The following is a 16328-nucleotide window of genomic DNA, read 5'->3' on the forward strand; positions in this document are numbered from 1 at the left end:
CTTGGTTGTCTTTGTGGCCTTGCTCGCAGCGGCCTTTGCCGGCGCCTTCACTGGGGCCTCTTCGGCGGCATCATTCGGAATAATTTCAAGCAAGAACGCCTCAAGCGGAGCAAGGCTGTCTGCTTCAAGTGCATCCGTCCCGTCTACAGGGCCCAGACGTGTGCCATCCGTGAACGTGGAAGACAGGCGTACATGATGCGTCTGCGCTGACTCACCCTTCAACCGCACGCGCAGTCCGAGAATTGGTAGTGCCATTCCACGGGAACCACAGTACTGACCGCCTTCGGACCAAGGGGAGAGCCATCCCTTACCCAGAACAGCCTGATACTCGATGTCGGACGTCGGAATACTGGTTTTCGGAGCGATGGCAAAACCTTCGATCCACGCCTGACTGCCCGGCGTGCCCATCCATTCCCCGATCGGAGCAGCGACGTCGCCTTGACGCTGAACATGGGCAGAAATCTCTGCCACGCCCGCTGCTGCCGGTGCAGGAGCCGCTGCAGATTCGGCCACAGCAACAGCGGCAGGAGCTGTCGACGTAGGACCGGCGAGCTGAGCGACCTGAATTTTGGGAGCTTCGGCTTGGCTATTCGGCTCCTGATACGTCGTCACCAGAACAGCAGCAGGGCCACGCGTCACGCGGACCAGAGCAGCACCATTGGATGCACCGATCCAGCCATCTTCCTCAAAGGTGCTGACTGTTACGATGCCAGCGGGCGTCCCGGGTGCGCGGGAGATACGGACGCCAGGCAGACCGGCAGGACCCGGTGCAGGTTGCCCGGCGGCATGGAAGATGCAGAAGATACCTGCATCCAGCACCATCATGTGAGCACCAGCCTTGAGGTCAATGACCCGATTCTGCGTCGGTGCTTCAGCCGTCTTTGACATTCCCTACTCCACTTGTTCCCGTCTATCGGGAGGAAAAAAATCTTCAGGTCCGCGCTACACCAGACACTCCATAACTGGAGGACCAGTCTATGAGCTGTCTTCAGGAAGGATGATCTGCTCTGTTCCTGTTTTATATTTTACTCTTTCCAGTCGAAGCGTAAACCCGTTCATCTCAACTTCCCTCGCGCCAGCAACGCAAAATAAAAGCCAGCATTAACTCAACAGGCATACCCAAGGGCATGACGCCCCCGCGACCACTACGTTTCACACGCTCTGACTGCGCACCGATATCGAAGCACACCACAGGCAAGGCGCTTTTCCATAATAACCCCAGTGCATAGCACCAGGTTTCAGGCGCAATAGAGGGAATAAGGCCTATATCGGCATATTGCTTCTGAACAAGGCTAACAGCCTCGTCCTCCCGGTATTCTCCTGTAACTCGGACGCCAGCTGCAATTAAAGCTTCATCATCTGGCGTATGTCCTACAAGTATCAACTCGATCTGGACGGGCATTCTTGCAACATGATGGGCCATTGCCAGAACAACGTCATAGCCTTTCCATTGACTCAACCCACCGACAATACAGATTCGCAATGGGCGGCCCGGCACAATCATTGTCTTTTCAGGCAAATTGGCCAGCAGAGCGACATCGTCTTCCAGGGGCGTGACACGGAAATCCATGTCAGGAAAATGGCGTGACAGGCGCTGTGCAGTGTCCCGTGACGGCACCAGTAATTGCCCTGCGCCACGAAACTCCCGGTCAGATCGCTCAATCAACTCGGGGACGGTGATATTTTCCCCAAGATAGCTTCCCCAGCGTGCGACACAGGCTTCACATCCAGCGACATCTGGTTCCCCGCAATATCGACCCTCCCCATTGAGAAGCGAAATACGGGGACAGAACCAGATATGATCATGAATGAAGATATCATACGGAACGTTCAGCGCGTGATGCAGCGTTCGAATGCAGGGCGCATGACCGACAAGATGGTGCCACTCCACTTTCTGCACACCAAGCTGAGACAGGACATCCACAAGAAATGGAAGCTCTTCCGGCAGCTTGAATTTCAGATTGGGGAAAATCTCCGTCTCGTCCGACAAACACTCTAGCAGGCAGCCCTGCTCCGTCGGCCGCAACCCGAGAGGCAAGAGGCCCTGCCGCTCAAAGTCGACTGCCCTGTGATGAACGGCACGCCCTACGCCACCGCCAGCATCATGTTGAATAAGTAAAATTGACGGCCGGTTACCTCGGCGTTGCGCCAGACGATCTACATCCAGCGTTCTGCGGAGTTCCAAAAGCGGGTCAGACTTCAAAAAAGCAGCAACTACCGCGTCATATCCGGGATGCAGGGCATTCAAAATATCAAGATTTCGCGCCATCAGCGCCTTGCGGCTGCTTCCGAAAGACACTGACCCCACATGGGCGACATACACATCAGGTGCAGGCAAATGACGAAAACCCAGAGCAGACGCTCGCAGGCAAAAGTCGTTTTCCTCCCCGTATCCCTGGCCAAACAGATCTTCGCGAAAGAAGCCTGTTTCAGCCAGACAGTCCGCCGTAATGGCCATGCAAAAGCCATTGCCCGTCGGAAGATCTATCTGGGCGGCATCCGCGGAAAACTGACGCGCGCACAAACGATCCAGTTCTCTGGCCTCAGCTCTGGCAGGAACGTTGTTTGTCTGGTCAACTGCCGGATAGGACAGGATACTGGCATCGTTTGAAAAGGGTGTCAGTGTGCCAACATCCGTCGTGGTCAAACGAGCTCGCAAACGCTCGACCCATCCCGGAAACACAATGGTATCGCTGTTCAGGAGAATAATATCCCGGCCAGATCCCGCACGCATTCCATCATTTGCGGAGGTGGGGAAACCAAGATTGCAGGCGTGGCGAAGGAGAGTAATCTGTCCTTTTAAAGCAAGATCATCCAACGCCGCGGCTAACGCAGGTTCTGGTGTGGCATCGTCCACCACAATGACATCAACATTCGCAGGGACGGTTTTCAATACACTTTGCAGACAGGAGAGCGTCCCCGCTTTGTCACGGTAGACCGGAATGACAATCGCGCATCCGGGACTCACCCGGTCATAAGCCGGACGATGGTTCCACGGCACAACCGGAATAGGAGACAGGCGCGCTGGAAGATCATTATCTCCTTCCAGAAGCTGTCCAATCATCGGATCAACTGGTGCACCGGACAACGGCCTCCCATGTTCATCCTCGACCATCAGAAGGCCGTTATCCCCAGCTGGCAGCACATTCCTTGGAATGGCAAAGACACGAGGCCTTGAGAGGGGAACGTCACTATCCACGTTCGTCGCCAAGGCCGGAACCTGCAAGACGTCTCCGTCCCAAAGTCGAAGGGACGGCACATGATCAGGCTCGGCCGGATACCATATCCAACCGTCCAGACCGTTGGCTGTTGCCTGCACAAGAGACTCACAGCGCGTTAATGCCTGAATGTCGACCGGACTTCCCAGAACATGCTTTCGCCCTGACCGAACCTCCAGACGGCCACCCTTCTGCCACCCGTCAGGTAAAGTGTGGCGTCCACTGATCCCGCGTCCAACGGCCACGCCATCCAGCAGAACACGGCAGATTCCAGATGCGTGAACGTCGACCCAACCGCCATTTGAAGCCGTGCACCAGCCCGCCAGTCCACTCTGTATTGAGAGCTGCGTCGCAAGGTCCCGAAGCTCTGGCAGGATGTGGAAACGTGACAGGGTTTGCCCCATACGGGACGCCGCTTCTTCTGTCCGGTTTTGTCTGACCAGACACACGACTGACAGGAAGGCGGCCTCACGCAGTCCAAAGACGTGATACAACTGCTCCATACGAATGAGACATTCAGCGACCCGGCCTACCTGCAAATAAGCCAGCGCCAGAGCCCATGTCACATTTGGGCTCTGGCGGGCCATGCGCTCGGCCCGTTCAAGCCAGAAGAGGCCATCCTGCAAACGCCCGGTCTGCATTGCCTCCTGACCACGCCTGAAAGCCGTCTGCGCCCGGGCGTTCATGACGTCCCGCCACTGGGCCCTTTCCTGATCTGTAACTTCGTGACCGTACCCACCAAAAGCCGCGCGGGAGGTCGTACCGGTCAGATCTGGGCGCTCTTTGTCAGAAGACACGTAAAATCAATCGTCCTCGTCGGCGCGGGCATCATCGAGATTAATAAGTTCGGCTTCAGCGTCCTGAATGCCTTGCGCCTTGGCGCGTTCCAGCCAGCTCCGTCCCTCAACGAGATCCGTCACACCCGCAATGCCACGCACCAGATATCGGCCCAACATCAGCTGCGCCAGGCCATTTCCCCGCTGGGCCGCCTTTCGAAACCATTTCTGTGCGTCTGACCGGTTCTCTTCAACGTCATGACCGCCGCCATACATTGCAGCCAATGAGAACATTGCGTCTGTATTTCCGCTGTCTGCTGCTGCCTGATAAAGACTCAGAGCCCGCGCATGGTCACGCCGACCATTGATTTGCCCCGTGACCAGAAGCTGCGCAACGGCGACCTGAGCTTCAGCCATACCCGCATCGGCGGCCTTTTCCATCCAATGCATTGCCTGTGTCGGGTCAGGCTGAACGCCGCGCCCTTCCAACAACATCCGCCCGTACCAGAACTGCGCATTCACAACGCCGTCTGTGGCTTTCTGCATCCAGCGGGCTGCTTCCGCTGCATCCTGCGTGCTGCCGACCCCTTCCGCAAAGCATACGCCCAGATTAAAGGCACCAACAAGATCACCCTTTTCTGCAGCACGCTCAAAACGTTCCTTCAGGGCCTGCTTCTGATCATCTGTCGCTGACGCGCCCGTCAAAATCAGATTGCCGAAATCTGCATCGGCATGGTGGTCTCCGGATTCTGAGGCCACACGAAACCAGTGCGTCGCTACATCCGGGTCTCGATGGACGCCATTCCCAGTCAGGTAAAGCAATCCAAGGGCGCGAGCTGCCCCACCGTGTTTCTGCTCTGCAGCCAGCCGATACCAGCTCGCCGCCTCCATAAGATTAGGTGGCAGCTCCCCACCCTTGGCATAAAGGTCCCCCAAGAGCGCAGCAGACTCTGCATCTCCGTTCAGGGCAGCACGGCGCAACCAGGTTTCAGCACGCCCATAATGCAGTTCAACACCAACGCCTTCCAGCAGAAACAGGCCGTAACGTGCCTGTGCGCCGACGATATTACGCTCAGCGGCCTGACGGTAATAGCGGGCCGCAGCCCCCATATCCTGTGGAACACCTGCACCGGCCTCACTCATGCGACCAAGAATGTCGAAGGCAGTGCCTAAACCGCCCTTGGTTGCCTCTTTCAAATGGGATGCTGCAATTTTCCGAGCATCCTCCGTCTCTGCTGAATGTAAAATAGCCAGTGCCAGCCCCAGATGGCCCTGAGAGCATCCGGCTGCAGCAGACTGTTCGTACAAAGCACGAGCACGAGGAAGATCACGCAGATCTTCCGGACCATTTGTAAGAATATAGCCCAGCAAAGCTTGAGCATCGGCCGACCCCGCATCTGCGGCGACCTGTGCCCAGTGACGGCCCTGATGAAAATCAGGATGCCTTTCGCCAGAGACAGGACGGGCAGAAAGATCCAGTCCTGCCGTTTGCGCCCGAATTTCGAAGCCTTCGGGAAGACCAACGGTATAAAGCGTGGCCAGCACAAAAGTCGCTTCGACATGACCGGCTTCTGCAGCGCCCAGAATCCAGCGAGCACCTTCTTCCAGGCTGGGGGGAACACCAGCTCCGTCCAGATAGGCCCGCCCGACGCGAAAAGACGCCTCCATGTCGCCTTGAGCCGCCATGCGGCTCAACAGAGCGAAACCACGAACGGTTTCCCCCGTCTCCATCAAATGGATCGCCTGCTCCAGCTTTCCTTTGGAAGAGAGGAGAGACGTAATGCGGCGCTTGAATGTCATGTTGCTCAACTCGGGTACGGCAAAAATGTAAAACGCCCGGACTGGCCGGGCGTTTTCTCAGCCTTATGGCTCTCTCATACCCTCTGTCAGGGTCGGAGTCAGACGACTGAAGAGGTATTGGAGAATGGTCCGCTTTCCAACGTCAATATCAGCTGTCGTCGGAACACCAGGTGCCGGATGGAAGAAATCTGGCTGCCCGTGGAGCGTGTAACGATCAATCCGGAGACGGACCCGGTAATAGACCTCATCACTGGCGCCACCGGAAACCGCACTGGCATCACCTCCCGCTCCAGCGCTGGACTTATCGAAGGAGTCTGCGCTGATAACCCGCACAGTTGCCTCAGCTCCGCCGTATTGGGTGAAAGGAAATGCAGCAAACTTTACGAGAGCATGATCACCGATTTTGATGAAGGCCGCGTCAGAGGCCCGAACCACTGATTCCATCTCAACGCCATACCCCGTGGGAACAAGCGTCATGAACTGACCAGCCGACTGAAGCACAGAACCAATGGATGCCTTCGCAATCGTAAGGACAACGCCATCTTCCGGTGCCTTCAGCAGAATCAGGTCCTGCCGCAGACGGGCTTTCTCGTAGGAGCTGTTGTATTCATCAAGATGATGCTGGGTCTCGGTCAGGGTCGTGTAGACCTGCGCCTTCCAGTTCTCGATGTAGCTGTCGCGTTCCGCCCGCATGGCCGCAAGCTTGTTTTCGGCAGAATTGGCGTTCTGCTGAGCAGAAATTTCGGCCCGCTCTGCTTCCATCATGTCGTTCTGCGCGGCAAGCGTGGAAAGGCGTGATCCAACCTGATCCGCCTGCTCATGCTGCCGCATTTTCAGAACTTCATCGGCGACCCGCATCTTGCTGGCATACATGGCTGCGTTGGCACGGTATCCCTGCATATCGCTTTGCAAGCCAGCGATCTGTTGATCGTAATTCTGGATATGGGCGCGATATTCATTGCGACGACGCAGGAAAGCTGCACCCTGCCGAACAGATGCAGGGTTTGACGTATCAACATGGTAATCCTGATCGTCAGCTTCTGCTTTCAGACGATCCAGTTCAGCCTGATATGAATCTCGCTGCTCGGCCATATTGGTCATGTCAGCTTTCGTGATGGTCGGGTCCAGATGTGCGAGCACCTGGCCTTTCTTCACAAAATCGCCGACCTGAACATCAATCGAATGAACAATCGACGTTTCCAGCGGCTGAACAACAATGGTCGGCTGGGTAGAAACCAGACGTCCGGTCGTGCTGACAATTCGATTGAGCGGAAACAAAGCCATTCCTGCCAGACACGCGAGGAACAGGCCTCCAATCAGCCAAATTGTGTAACGTGCAGAGGCCGTGGCGGGCAGATTGACCAGACCAGCCGTCGGAGAATGAAACTCCAGCAGCGCAATAGGCATGCCCTGTGGAGCAAACGGATCTGTTGCCGTCCGCGGAACATGGCTGGTGTAGTTTTCACTCCCATTCTCTTCAGGAGCCTGGTCGTTGTTCGGGATCATGTCGGAGGAGCTCATGTCTTATTCTCCTTCGGCCAGTTGGTCTGCATCATCTGGAGACGCCGAAGCATTCATATGACGGTTCTGCTGCATCCAGAGCGTGCGATAGATTTCGCAGCGTTCCAGAAGAACATGATGCGGTGCGATATCCATGAGCTTGCCTCTGTCCATCACAGCGATCTGATGGCAGTTCACAAGGGAAGAAAGGCGATGGGAGACGATCACCATCGTGCGCCCCTTACCAATCCGCTGAAGATTGGCATTCACCAGCGCTTCGGATTCCGGATCGAGCGCCGACGTCGCTTCGTCCAAAATCATCAGTTTCGGATCACAAATGACAGCACGGGCAATGGCCAGTCTCTGTCGCTGACCACCAGAGATATTGGTGGAGCCTTCTTCAATCCAGGTATCATACCCGGCCGGCATTCTTTCGATAAATTCCTCGGCTCCTGCGAGACGAGCAGCACGAACGACATCGTCGATCGTCAGGCCTGGGCGACCTGCTGTGATGTTATCACGCACTGTTCCACGAAACAGGAAGTTATCCTGCAAAACCACACCGAAAGAACGCCGCAGATGGGTCAGATTGATCTCACGCAGGTCCACGCCATCCAGCCGCAGATACCCGGTATAATTGCGGCTGACACCCTGCAAGAGACGGGTAACGGTCGATTTGCCCGAACCTGAACGTCCCACCAGCCCCAGCATGGTGCCGGCAGGAACTTCAAAAGCTACATTATCCAGAGCCTTCGTAGTCGACCCCGGATAGGAGAAGTTGACGTCCATGAAGGAGAGGGCACCCTTGATCCGGGGCCGCATTCCTGTCGTCAGAGCCTTGGTTTCGGTCGGCTGATTAAGCACTGCGCCCGCCTCAACCAACGAGACCGTTACTTCATTGATGGCTTCCATCAACTTCGCCAGCCCCACCAGAGGGGCTGCGACACGTCCACCCAGCATCATGAAGCCTGCCAGCGAACCGGCCTGCATGTTGCTTGCATTGGTTAGCACAAGATACGCACCAACAAGGATCACACCACGGTTGATGAACGCATCAAACGGCATGACAAGCGTCTGCGGCCAGTTGGACATACGTCCCGCTGCCAGCTTCCAGCGAACCACCTCAGCAGTTTTCTGATCCCACTCTTCGCGACGGGTCGATTCCAGCGCAAGGGTCTTGACGGTTCGAATACCAGCGACCGTTTCATAGAGGGTCGATCCACGACTCATCTCAGCGCGGATCTGCCGCCCCATAACACGCGTCACAGCGGGGAGGAAAAGAACCACGATCAAGCCGATACAACCTGCAGAAGCGAGCGTCAGCCAGGCTAGTGTCGAACTCAGCAGGAAAAGAACCGGAAGAATCACAACCAGTGTGAAAAGGTCCAGCATTGTGGACATCAACTGGCCGGTGAGAAAGTCACGAACTTTGAAAACCGCAACGAAGCGCCCCAGGATTTCACCCGTCTGCTCGCGTTCATAGAATTCAAGCGGCAGGGCAAGCAGACGATTGTAAGCGTGCAGCGAAATTCTTGCGTCCAGCCGGGACGAAAGAACAAGAGACAGTTCCCGCCGCGCATACGTCAGAAGAATTTCGTAGAACGTTAGAATCAACACAAAAGATGACAACGAGACCAGCGTCGCCATGGAATGGTAATTTACGACGCGATCCAACACCTGCATGACAATCAGAGCCGGGAAGATCTGAAGAATACTCAGGATCATGGATGCGAAGGCGATGTCCCGAAGGATCTTCTTCTCTCGCATTGCCATCTTGGCAAACCAGAGCAGATCAAACCGTGCATCAGCCTCGGATTCATCACGACGGCGCTTTACGAGAAGCACATCGCCTGTCCAAACCTGCGACAGACGGAGCTCATCTACCGGGATTGGCGTATCGCCATCCCCTCCCATCGGATCACGGAGCCAGACAACACCTTTTTCAGGATTTGTCGCCACCATGAGGCCGGCCGAGCCGTCCTTGAACATCAGAACAACAGGAGGAGAGTTCTGCAGGCGCAAAAGGTAGCGCCATTTCAGACGCATTCCCTTGGCAACCGCGCCCTGTTCGTTCAGCCAGCGCGCAAGAGATGCGGGAGACGGTGTGTTCTCCCCAGGCTCCGCAGCAAAATCTCGGATATCGAGTTCAAGCCCATGAAACCGGGCTGCAGCCAAAGCGGCATATAGTCGGATGACTGCCGGGCTTACGTCCCTTCCGGGGCCAGACACGCGCTGGGTTTGATCCACGAAACGTCCTCTATGCTGTGGTCCCGCACAGGCGGCATCAAAGGCAGAAATGCCCGTTCATATTTCATGAATAGAGAATACTGTCTTTTCCGTCACCTCCCCCTGTCTTCGCGAATGGAAAAATCTTTACAAAATACAGTCACTCCCGGCTCGAATCTGCTTAGGTTTACATAAAGATAAAGCCAATAACTGTTGGTTGAACTGTTGTGACCTCACATGTCTGCATCCGGATGCCCATGTTTTCCGAACAATGAGTGACCGGAAAATTTCTTGATTTCTTTTCTTTCCCAATCAGGAAACCTATCTCTCGAAGCTCTGTCACACGGGCACACAAGGATGTTGCATGCAGATCTCCCGGCATTATGCCTCCCTGCCCGAGCGCTTTTCGAGCGCATTGGCCCCTCGTCCCTTTCGTAATCCGCAACTGGTTGCCCTGAACGAACCGCTCGCCACACGTCTCGGGCTCGATACTCACTGGCTTTGCCAAAAAGATGGCCTTGCCTTCCTGAGTCAGGGTCAGCGCCCTGACGGAGCGCCACCCGTTGCTATGGCCTATGCCGGGCATCAATTCGGGCATTTTGTTCCTTCGCTCGGGGACGGCCGCGCAATGCTGGTCGGAGAACTGACGGACAGACAGGACAAAGTGTGGGATCTGCACCTCAAGGGATCAGGCCCTACGCCATTTTCCCGTCGGGGAGACGGCCATGCGGCTTTGGGGCCTGTTTTACGGGAATACCTGGTCAGCGAAGCCATGGCCGCACTCGGCATTCCCACAACACGTGCGCTTGCAGCCCTCACGACAGGTGACAACGTCGTTCGAGAGACGCTTATGCCCGGGGGTGTAATTGCACGGGTCGCCTCTACGCACGTCAGGGTCGGGACATTCCAGTTCTTCGCTGCACGCCAGGATCGGGAGGGCCTGACGCTCCTCGTAGATCATGTCATCGAACGACTCTATCCTGAGCTAGCAGACAGCCCAAACCGGGCCTTGGCGCTTTTAAATGCCGTCGTTGACCGCCAGGCTCGGCTGATTGCTCAGTGGATGCTGGTCGGATTTATTCATGGCGTCATGAACACCGACAACATGTCCATTGCGGGAGAAACGATCGACTTTGGCCCCTGCGCCTTCCTTGATAACTACGATCCCGGAAAAGTCTTCAGCTTCATTGATCAGAATGGCCGGTATGCCTACGGACAGCAGCCGGATATGGCGCTCTGGAATTTAGGTCGCCTGGCAGAAGCACTTTTGCCAGGCATTGATGCGGATACTGATCAGGCGGTCAACCTTGCGACAGACACGCTGAGCCGTTTCGATAGCATTTTCGGGGAGGCTTATCTTTCCGGATGGCGTCGAAAGCTCGGCCTGTTCTCGGAAGGTCGGACGGATACGACCCTTATCTCCCGTCTTTTAACCATGATGCATCGTGACGAGGCGGACTTTACGCTCACGTTCCGGCACCTGAACACCGTGGCCCGCACAGACGACGCCACAGGTTTTCTGACTCAGTTCAAAGACAGGGAAGCTGCCACTTCGTGGCTACAAAGCTGGAAAGAAAGACTGGATACGGAAGATCAAACGGCTGATGAGCGTTTTGCGCTCATGCAGGCAAGCAATCCCCGAATTATTCCCCGCAATCACCGGATTGAAGCAGCCATCAAAGCTGCACTAACTGGGGATTATACCCTCTTCTACCAGCTCGCCGCAGCCCTCGCTCGCCCGTTCGAGGACGCCGATGACGGGCTCGATCTGCCACCAGCCTCGAACGAGCATGTCCGCAATACGTTCTGTGGGACCTGAAAATGTTCAGGCTGGCTGAAATGTCAGGCGACTGTTGTTGAACAGGCGTCTGACCTGACAGTACAGAGCCAGAAGATCCGGCATGCAGGTGTTGTGGAGTGTGCGCACACTTTCATGCGTTGCGTAGAACCGGAGAGTATCCATCCCACGATTCATGATGGCCGTGCCCAGAAACACGCCGTTCACATGAATAACCTTGGAATTCAGCATCAGTCTTGACCTCAGTTGCCCTTCCGCCCCAGGAAGAACCTATCTTTCCACGCCACTGACACCAGCCAGGGCGCTGCAATAACGGGGTTCATGCCAGATCGTTTCCCGTTAGAGCGTGACCTTTTTATGATAACCTGTGACAGCATCATGACCGGGGGGATGGACTTGCCTCCAGCCATGCGGGAAAACGCTGGCATGTCCTGCAAATCATCATCCGCCGGGGCGAACCGGTCCGCTGCCGACCTTCCCCATCTCTGGCTGCCCTATACCCAGATGCAGACGGCTCCTTTTCCTGTGGAGGCCATCCGCACGTCCGGAAGCCGGATTACGCTGTCAGACGGGCGCGAACTCGTGGATGGAGTCGCTGCCTGGTGGACTGCCTGCCATGGCTATAGCCACCCCCACATTCAGCAGGCACTGATTCGGCAGGCCAGCGACATGCCTCATGTGATGTTCGGAGGAATGGTTCACGAGCCGGCCCGGCGTCTGGCAGCACGTCTGGCTGAACTTCTGCCCGGCGATCTTGAACGCACGTTTTTTACAGATTCCGGGTCGGTGGCGATGGAAGTCGCCGTCAAGATGGCAGTTCAGTATCACATCAACCGTGGCAAGCATGGCCGGACAAAGATGCTGTCTTTCCGGGGCGGCTATCACGGGGACACACTGGGCATGATGTCCATCTGCGACCCGGAAGAGGGCATGCACAGCCTTTTCTCGGGCGTTCTCCCTCGCCAGATCCTCGCTGACCTTCCCGTTGATGATGACAGCACGGCCAGACTTGAAGCCCTGCTGGACGCTGAAGGGCATACAGTAGCCGCTATCGTCACGGAGCCGCTGGTTCAGGGGGCAGGCGGAATGCTGTTCCACAGCCCGGACGTTCTGCAGCGCCTTCGCAGCATTTGTGACCGATACGGCATTCTGCTCATTCTGGATGAAATTTTTACCGGTTTTGGCCGAACCGGAACGATGTTCGCCTGCGAGCAGGCTGAGATCGTCCCCGATATCATCGCTCTCTCCAAGGCCCTGACCGGCGGGACGATGGCCCTGGCTGCAACCGTGGCGAGACGAGGCGTTTTCGAAGCGTTTCTCTCCACGGAAGCTGGCAAGGCTCTCATGCACGGGCCAACATTCATGGCCAACCCACTGGCCTGCGCCGTGGCGAATGCGTCACTGGATCTGTTCGAACAGGAACCCAGACTGGAACAGGTTGCTCGTATCTCAGCTCAACTCCAACGGGAGCTGGAATCATGCCGCGGACTTCCCGGCGTAAAAGATATTCGCGTGTTGGGTGCAATTGGCGTGGTGGAACTGGAAAACATTGCAGACCCTGACGTCCTGCGCCGCGCGTTCGTGAACCAGGGGACATGGATCCGCCCCTTCCGGAACATTGTGTATCTGACGCCAGCATTCACGATTAGCGAGGAAGATCTGTCTCTTCTGACAGCCAGCATTGTCACTGTTCTCCGGAACAACGCATGAGCCTGTTTGACGCCCATTTCACATCCGCTCTTCACGACCGCGAGACTGCGGGAACACGGCGAACACTGCGTCCGGTTACACGGGACGGACAGACCATCCTGCGAGACAGCCGTCGCATGATTGATGTGTCCTCAAATGATTATCTGGGCCTTGCCGACCACCCACTACTCAAAGAACGTGCCTCTGCCTGGGCTTTGCGTTTTGGAACGGGGGCACGGGCATCTCGCCTTGTAAGTGGAACGCTGGAAATCCATCAGGCTGTCGAGCAGAAGATGGCGCGATTCAAAGGATACGAGGCCGCGCTGCTTTTTGCATCCGGCTGGCAAGCCAATGCCTCGGTGGTCCCTGCCCTGTGTGCCCTCTCGACCGCTCGGACCGGTCATCCGATGCTGGTTTTTTCCGACCGGCTGAACCATGCCAGCCTCCATCACGGATGCGCAGCAGCGGGCGTCCGACAGCATCGTTTTCGCCACAATGATCTTGCGCATCTGGAGACACTGCTCAAACGGGAAGCCACCAAGCCTGGCTTGCGGATGATCGTAACAGAGAGCGTGTTTTCCATGGATGGGGACCGCGCAGACATTCCCGCCCTGCGCGCTCTGGCCGATCACTACGATGCGTTCCTGTATGTTGATGAGGCCCATGCCACGGGCGTTCTTGGAGCCCATGGGCATGGGCTTTCCAGCGGTTTGGCTGATCTGACAATGGGCACATGCAGCAAGGCCCTTGGAGGAATGGGGGCTTATATCGCGGGCTCCAGGCCTCTCTGTGACTATCTGCTCAATCACGCTTCAGGCTTTATCTATAGTACGGCCCTTCCGCCCGCCGTCCTGGGGGCCATTGATGCCGCACTGGACATTATTCCGACGATGGACCGTGAACGGCAGACACTGCTGGGTCATGCAGGACACCTTCGAACGGTTTTGAACGCGGCTGGTCTTTCGACAGCAGAGTCGTCCACGCAGATTGTGCCGGTCCTGATCGGTGAATCCCAGCGAGCGCTTGATGTTGCCAGAGCATTGGAAAACGAAGGTTTTCTCACCGTAGCCATTCGCCCCCCAACCGTGCCTCAGGGAACGGCACGATTGCGTCTGGCCCTGCATGCTGGACTGACAGATTCACAGATTACCCAGTTAGGCGATGCCGTTGTCCGGCTGGCATGTGAGCACACGCCATGACCGTCTCCCTTTATCTCGTTCATGGCTGGGGATTTGACGCGTCTTTCTGGGACCCGATGCTTCAGCACCTTCCCAGCCTCAAAGCGTCCGTCGTGGATAAGGGATATTTCGGATGCCATTACGCAGCCCCTAAACCGGAGCAACCTTATCTGGCGATCGGCCATTCCGCAGGCACACTGGACCTGTTGGGACAGGATCTTCCCGGATGCCTGGGGCTCATCATGTTCAATGGGTTCGGGCGGTTTTCTGAGAGCAACGATTTTCCGGAAGGCGTGCCCCTTCGCGTTCTGGAAAGAATGAAGCGCCAGTTGCAACGCTCCCCTAAAACGGTCCTGAACGATTTCCGCCAGAGATGCGGAACGGACAAACCTATTCCGTCAGATCCCGTGACGGCCGTTTTGGATCAGGGTCTGGAACATCTGATTCAGAACGATGAACGAAATGCAGTGACCCGCTGGGAAAACCGGCTTCACTGGATGACAGGACTGTCAGATCCATTTCTTCCTGCCCAGGCAGGTTTCAGTGTTCCGGGTAAAAGGGTTGAAGGCGGCCATCTTCTGCCTCTCGAACAGCCGGAACTCTGTGCTGATTTTGTGCTGCGTCAGGTCGAACAGCATGGATGAGCGCAAACGCCAAATCGTCACCCGGTTTAATGAGGCGGAGGACTATGACGCTGCGGCAGATATCCAACGCCGCTGCGCGGCTTTTCTGGCCGAGCGGATTGTCGCTGAGCTGACCGAGACTCAGCCTGCCCATATTCTCGAATTCGGGTGTGGCACGGGTTTTCTCACAGAGCATCTCTCCAGAAGCTTTCCTAACAGCACCATTCTCGCCACCGATCTTGCGCCGACTATGCTCGCACGCGCCAGATCGCGCCTTCACGGGCAGAAGAACATCGCCTTCAAGGTCATGGATGGAGAGCGCCCGGATGCGACGGGGCCATTTGACCTGATCGCATCGAGCCTGTGCTTCCAATGGTTTGAAAACCGCAGCAAGGGGCTCGAACGTCTTTGCCGCTTGCTGGCGCCGGGTGGCACTCTGATGATTGCAACGCTCCTTGAAGGGAGCCTGAAAGAGTGGCGCTCAGCTTGCCAGAAGACAGACACCCCTTGCGGCGTTCCATCCTATCCCGGCGCCCCCATGCTTCAGCAGGAATGGCCCTCTGGAGGGCACGGCAAATGGCATACGGCAAACATGCAAGATCCGGCACCAAACGCCCGAATATTCCTACGCAGATTGCAGCAGATCGGTGCGTCTCTTCCTGGCAAAGGGACCACTCCTGCGGGAATACACGCACTCAGGCGCGCCATGTCCTGTTTTGACAAAGAGCACACCAGCGTCACCTACGCCTTGGGGATCGGAATTTTCAGGAAGGATATGCCATGAACAGCTTTCGCGGTGTGTTCGTCACCGGTACGGACACCGAAATCGGCAAGACGCTCGTCAGTGCCATCCTGACGAAAGCCTGGACTGCGACGTACTGGAAGCCGCTTCAAACGGGCCTTTCTGACGAAGCAGGCGATACCTCTACCGTCAAAACTCTGGCTGTCCTTCCGCCCGATCGGATTATTCCTCCGGCATATGCGCTTCAGGCCCCTCTCGCACCCTACGCAGCGGCCGCGCTTGAAAACGTTACAATCAATCCCGGACGTCTTGTTCTTCCCGCCGTCAAAGCGCCCCTTGTCGTTGAGGGTGCGGGCGGCCTGATGGTGCCCGTCCGAAGCGACATGATGATGATTGATCTCATGCAGCGACTGGATCTTCCCGTCGTTCTTGTTGCGCGAAGCGGGCTGGGAACCATCAACCATACGCTCCTGAGTCTCGAAGCGCTTCGTCGCAGAGGTATTCCTGTTCTGGGGGTCGTCCTCAGCGGGCCTGAAAATCCAGGAAATGCACGCGACATTGCTCATTTCGGGAACGTTCGGATCCTTTTCAGCGTTCCACGTCTAGAGAGCATAAATGAAACCGTCGTTTCTGAAATTTCTGGCCGTGTACCGCCGCTTTGTGTCTTGCAGCAACAGAATTCACAATGATGTGTTCTTTTTGGGATGTGCCATGAAAAGAACACATCCGACCCTTGTGAAATAGCTGCGTAATCATAGAACGTCTCTTCGCAACGAAG

At 56.4% G+C, this 16328-nt stretch carries 12 protein-coding genes; 6 read left to right on the top strand and 6 right to left on the bottom strand.

Going from position 1 to position 16328, the window contains the following annotated elements; genetic code table 11:
* The 5 genes from R5H23_RS08945 to R5H23_RS08965 form a co-directional block, all read right to left on the bottom strand.
* The coding region (locus R5H23_RS08945; RefSeq protein WP_317215180.1) for a hypothetical protein at positions 1-888 on the bottom strand (888 nt) is incomplete at its 3' end.
* A 172-nt stretch (positions 889-1060) separates the two neighbouring features.
* The gene (locus R5H23_RS08950; protein ID WP_317215181.1) at positions 1061-4015 is read right to left on the bottom strand and encodes a glycosyltransferase; all 2955 of its coding nucleotides are present in this window, start codon (positions 4013-4015) and stop codon (positions 1061-1063) included.
* A gap of 6 nt (positions 4016-4021) precedes the next feature.
* A complete protein-coding gene (locus R5H23_RS08955; protein ID WP_211495487.1) occupies positions 4022-5794 on the bottom strand; it encodes a tetratricopeptide repeat protein in 1773 nt (590 codons plus the stop codon).
* A 63-nt stretch (positions 5795-5857) separates the two neighbouring features.
* Positions 5858-7315, bottom strand: coding sequence for an HlyD family type I secretion periplasmic adaptor subunit (locus R5H23_RS08960; protein ID WP_211508253.1), 1458 nt, complete (start codon positions 7313-7315; stop codon positions 5858-5860).
* Between the two features lie 3 nt (positions 7316-7318).
* A complete protein-coding gene (locus R5H23_RS08965; protein ID WP_408870819.1) occupies positions 7319-9541 on the bottom strand; it encodes a peptidase domain-containing ABC transporter in 2223 nt (740 codons plus the stop codon).
* A 343-nt stretch (positions 9542-9884) separates the two neighbouring features.
* On the opposite strand from R5H23_RS08965, the gene R5H23_RS08970 reads away from it, so the two are divergent.
* Complete coding sequence (locus R5H23_RS08970; RefSeq protein ID WP_317215182.1) at positions 9885-11339, top strand: protein adenylyltransferase SelO family protein; 1455 nt, start codon at positions 9885-9887, stop codon at positions 11337-11339.
* A gap of 6 nt (positions 11340-11345) precedes the next feature.
* Here the strand turns inward: R5H23_RS08970 and R5H23_RS08975 are convergent, their stop codons facing one another.
* Positions 11346-11549 carry a hypothetical protein gene (locus R5H23_RS08975; RefSeq protein ID WP_317215183.1) on the bottom strand — a complete coding sequence of 68 codons (204 nt, stop codon included), beginning with the start codon at positions 11547-11549 and terminating at the stop codon, positions 11346-11348.
* 159 nt (positions 11550-11708) lie between these two features.
* Here R5H23_RS08975 and R5H23_RS08980 point away from each other — a divergent pair, with 159 nt between their 5' ends.
* The 5 genes from R5H23_RS08980 to bioD are packed head-to-tail and all read left to right on the top strand — an operon-like array spanning position 11709 to position 16239.
* The gene (locus R5H23_RS08980; protein ID WP_408874343.1) at positions 11709-13028 is read left to right on the top strand and encodes an adenosylmethionine--8-amino-7-oxononanoate transaminase; all 1320 of its coding nucleotides are present in this window, start codon (positions 11709-11711) and stop codon (positions 13026-13028) included.
* Entirely contained in the window at positions 13025-14206 is a 1182-nt protein-coding gene (bioF, locus tag R5H23_RS08985; RefSeq protein WP_317215184.1) for an 8-amino-7-oxononanoate synthase, read from the top strand. Before R5H23_RS08980 ends, bioF begins: the two co-directional genes overlap by 4 nt.
* Entirely contained in the window at positions 14203-14829 is a 627-nt protein-coding gene (locus R5H23_RS08990; protein WP_317215185.1) for an alpha/beta fold hydrolase, read from the top strand. The genes bioF and R5H23_RS08990 overlap by 4 nt, the downstream gene beginning before the upstream one ends.
* Complete coding sequence (locus R5H23_RS08995; RefSeq protein WP_317215186.1) at positions 14822-15592, top strand: methyltransferase domain-containing protein; 771 nt, start codon at positions 14822-14824, stop codon at positions 15590-15592. The genes R5H23_RS08990 and R5H23_RS08995 overlap by 8 nt, the downstream gene beginning before the upstream one ends.
* The gene (gene bioD / locus R5H23_RS09000) at positions 15589-16239 is read left to right on the top strand and encodes a dethiobiotin synthase (RefSeq protein WP_317215187.1); all 651 of its coding nucleotides are present in this window, start codon (positions 15589-15591) and stop codon (positions 16237-16239) included. The genes R5H23_RS08995 and bioD overlap by 4 nt, the downstream gene beginning before the upstream one ends.
* Positions 16240-16328 lie beyond the last annotated feature (89 nt).

The sequence above is a fragment of the Gluconobacter sp. GP1 genome, assembly GCF_032913585.1.
GTDB lineage: Bacteria > Pseudomonadota > Alphaproteobacteria > Acetobacterales > Acetobacteraceae > Gluconobacter > Gluconobacter cerinus.

Coding starts and splice junctions, on each gene's coding strand:
- bioD (WP_317215187.1), top strand. CDS start 15,589: ATGAACAGCTTTCGCGGTGTGTTCGTCACCGGTACGGACACCGAAATC.
- R5H23_RS08990 (WP_317215185.1), top strand. CDS start 14,203: ATGACCGTCTCCCTTTATCTCGTTCATGGCTGGGGATTTGACGCGTCT.
- R5H23_RS08980 (WP_408874343.1), top strand. CDS start 11,709: ATGGACTTGCCTCCAGCCATGCGGGAAAACGCTGGCATGTCCTGCAAA.
- R5H23_RS08975 (WP_317215183.1), bottom strand. CDS start 11,549: ATGCTGAATTCCAAGGTTATTCATGTGAACGGCGTGTTTCTGGGCACG.
- R5H23_RS08960 (WP_211508253.1), bottom strand. CDS start 7,315: ATGAGCTCCTCCGACATGATCCCGAACAACGACCAGGCTCCTGAAGAG.
- R5H23_RS08995 (WP_317215186.1), top strand. CDS start 14,822: ATGGATGAGCGCAAACGCCAAATCGTCACCCGGTTTAATGAGGCGGAG.
- R5H23_RS08970 (WP_317215182.1), top strand. CDS start 9,885: ATGCAGATCTCCCGGCATTATGCCTCCCTGCCCGAGCGCTTTTCGAGC.
- bioF (WP_317215184.1), top strand. CDS start 13,025: ATGAGCCTGTTTGACGCCCATTTCACATCCGCTCTTCACGACCGCGAG.
- R5H23_RS08955 (WP_211495487.1), bottom strand. CDS start 5,794: ATGACATTCAAGCGCCGCATTACGTCTCTCCTCTCTTCCAAAGGAAAG.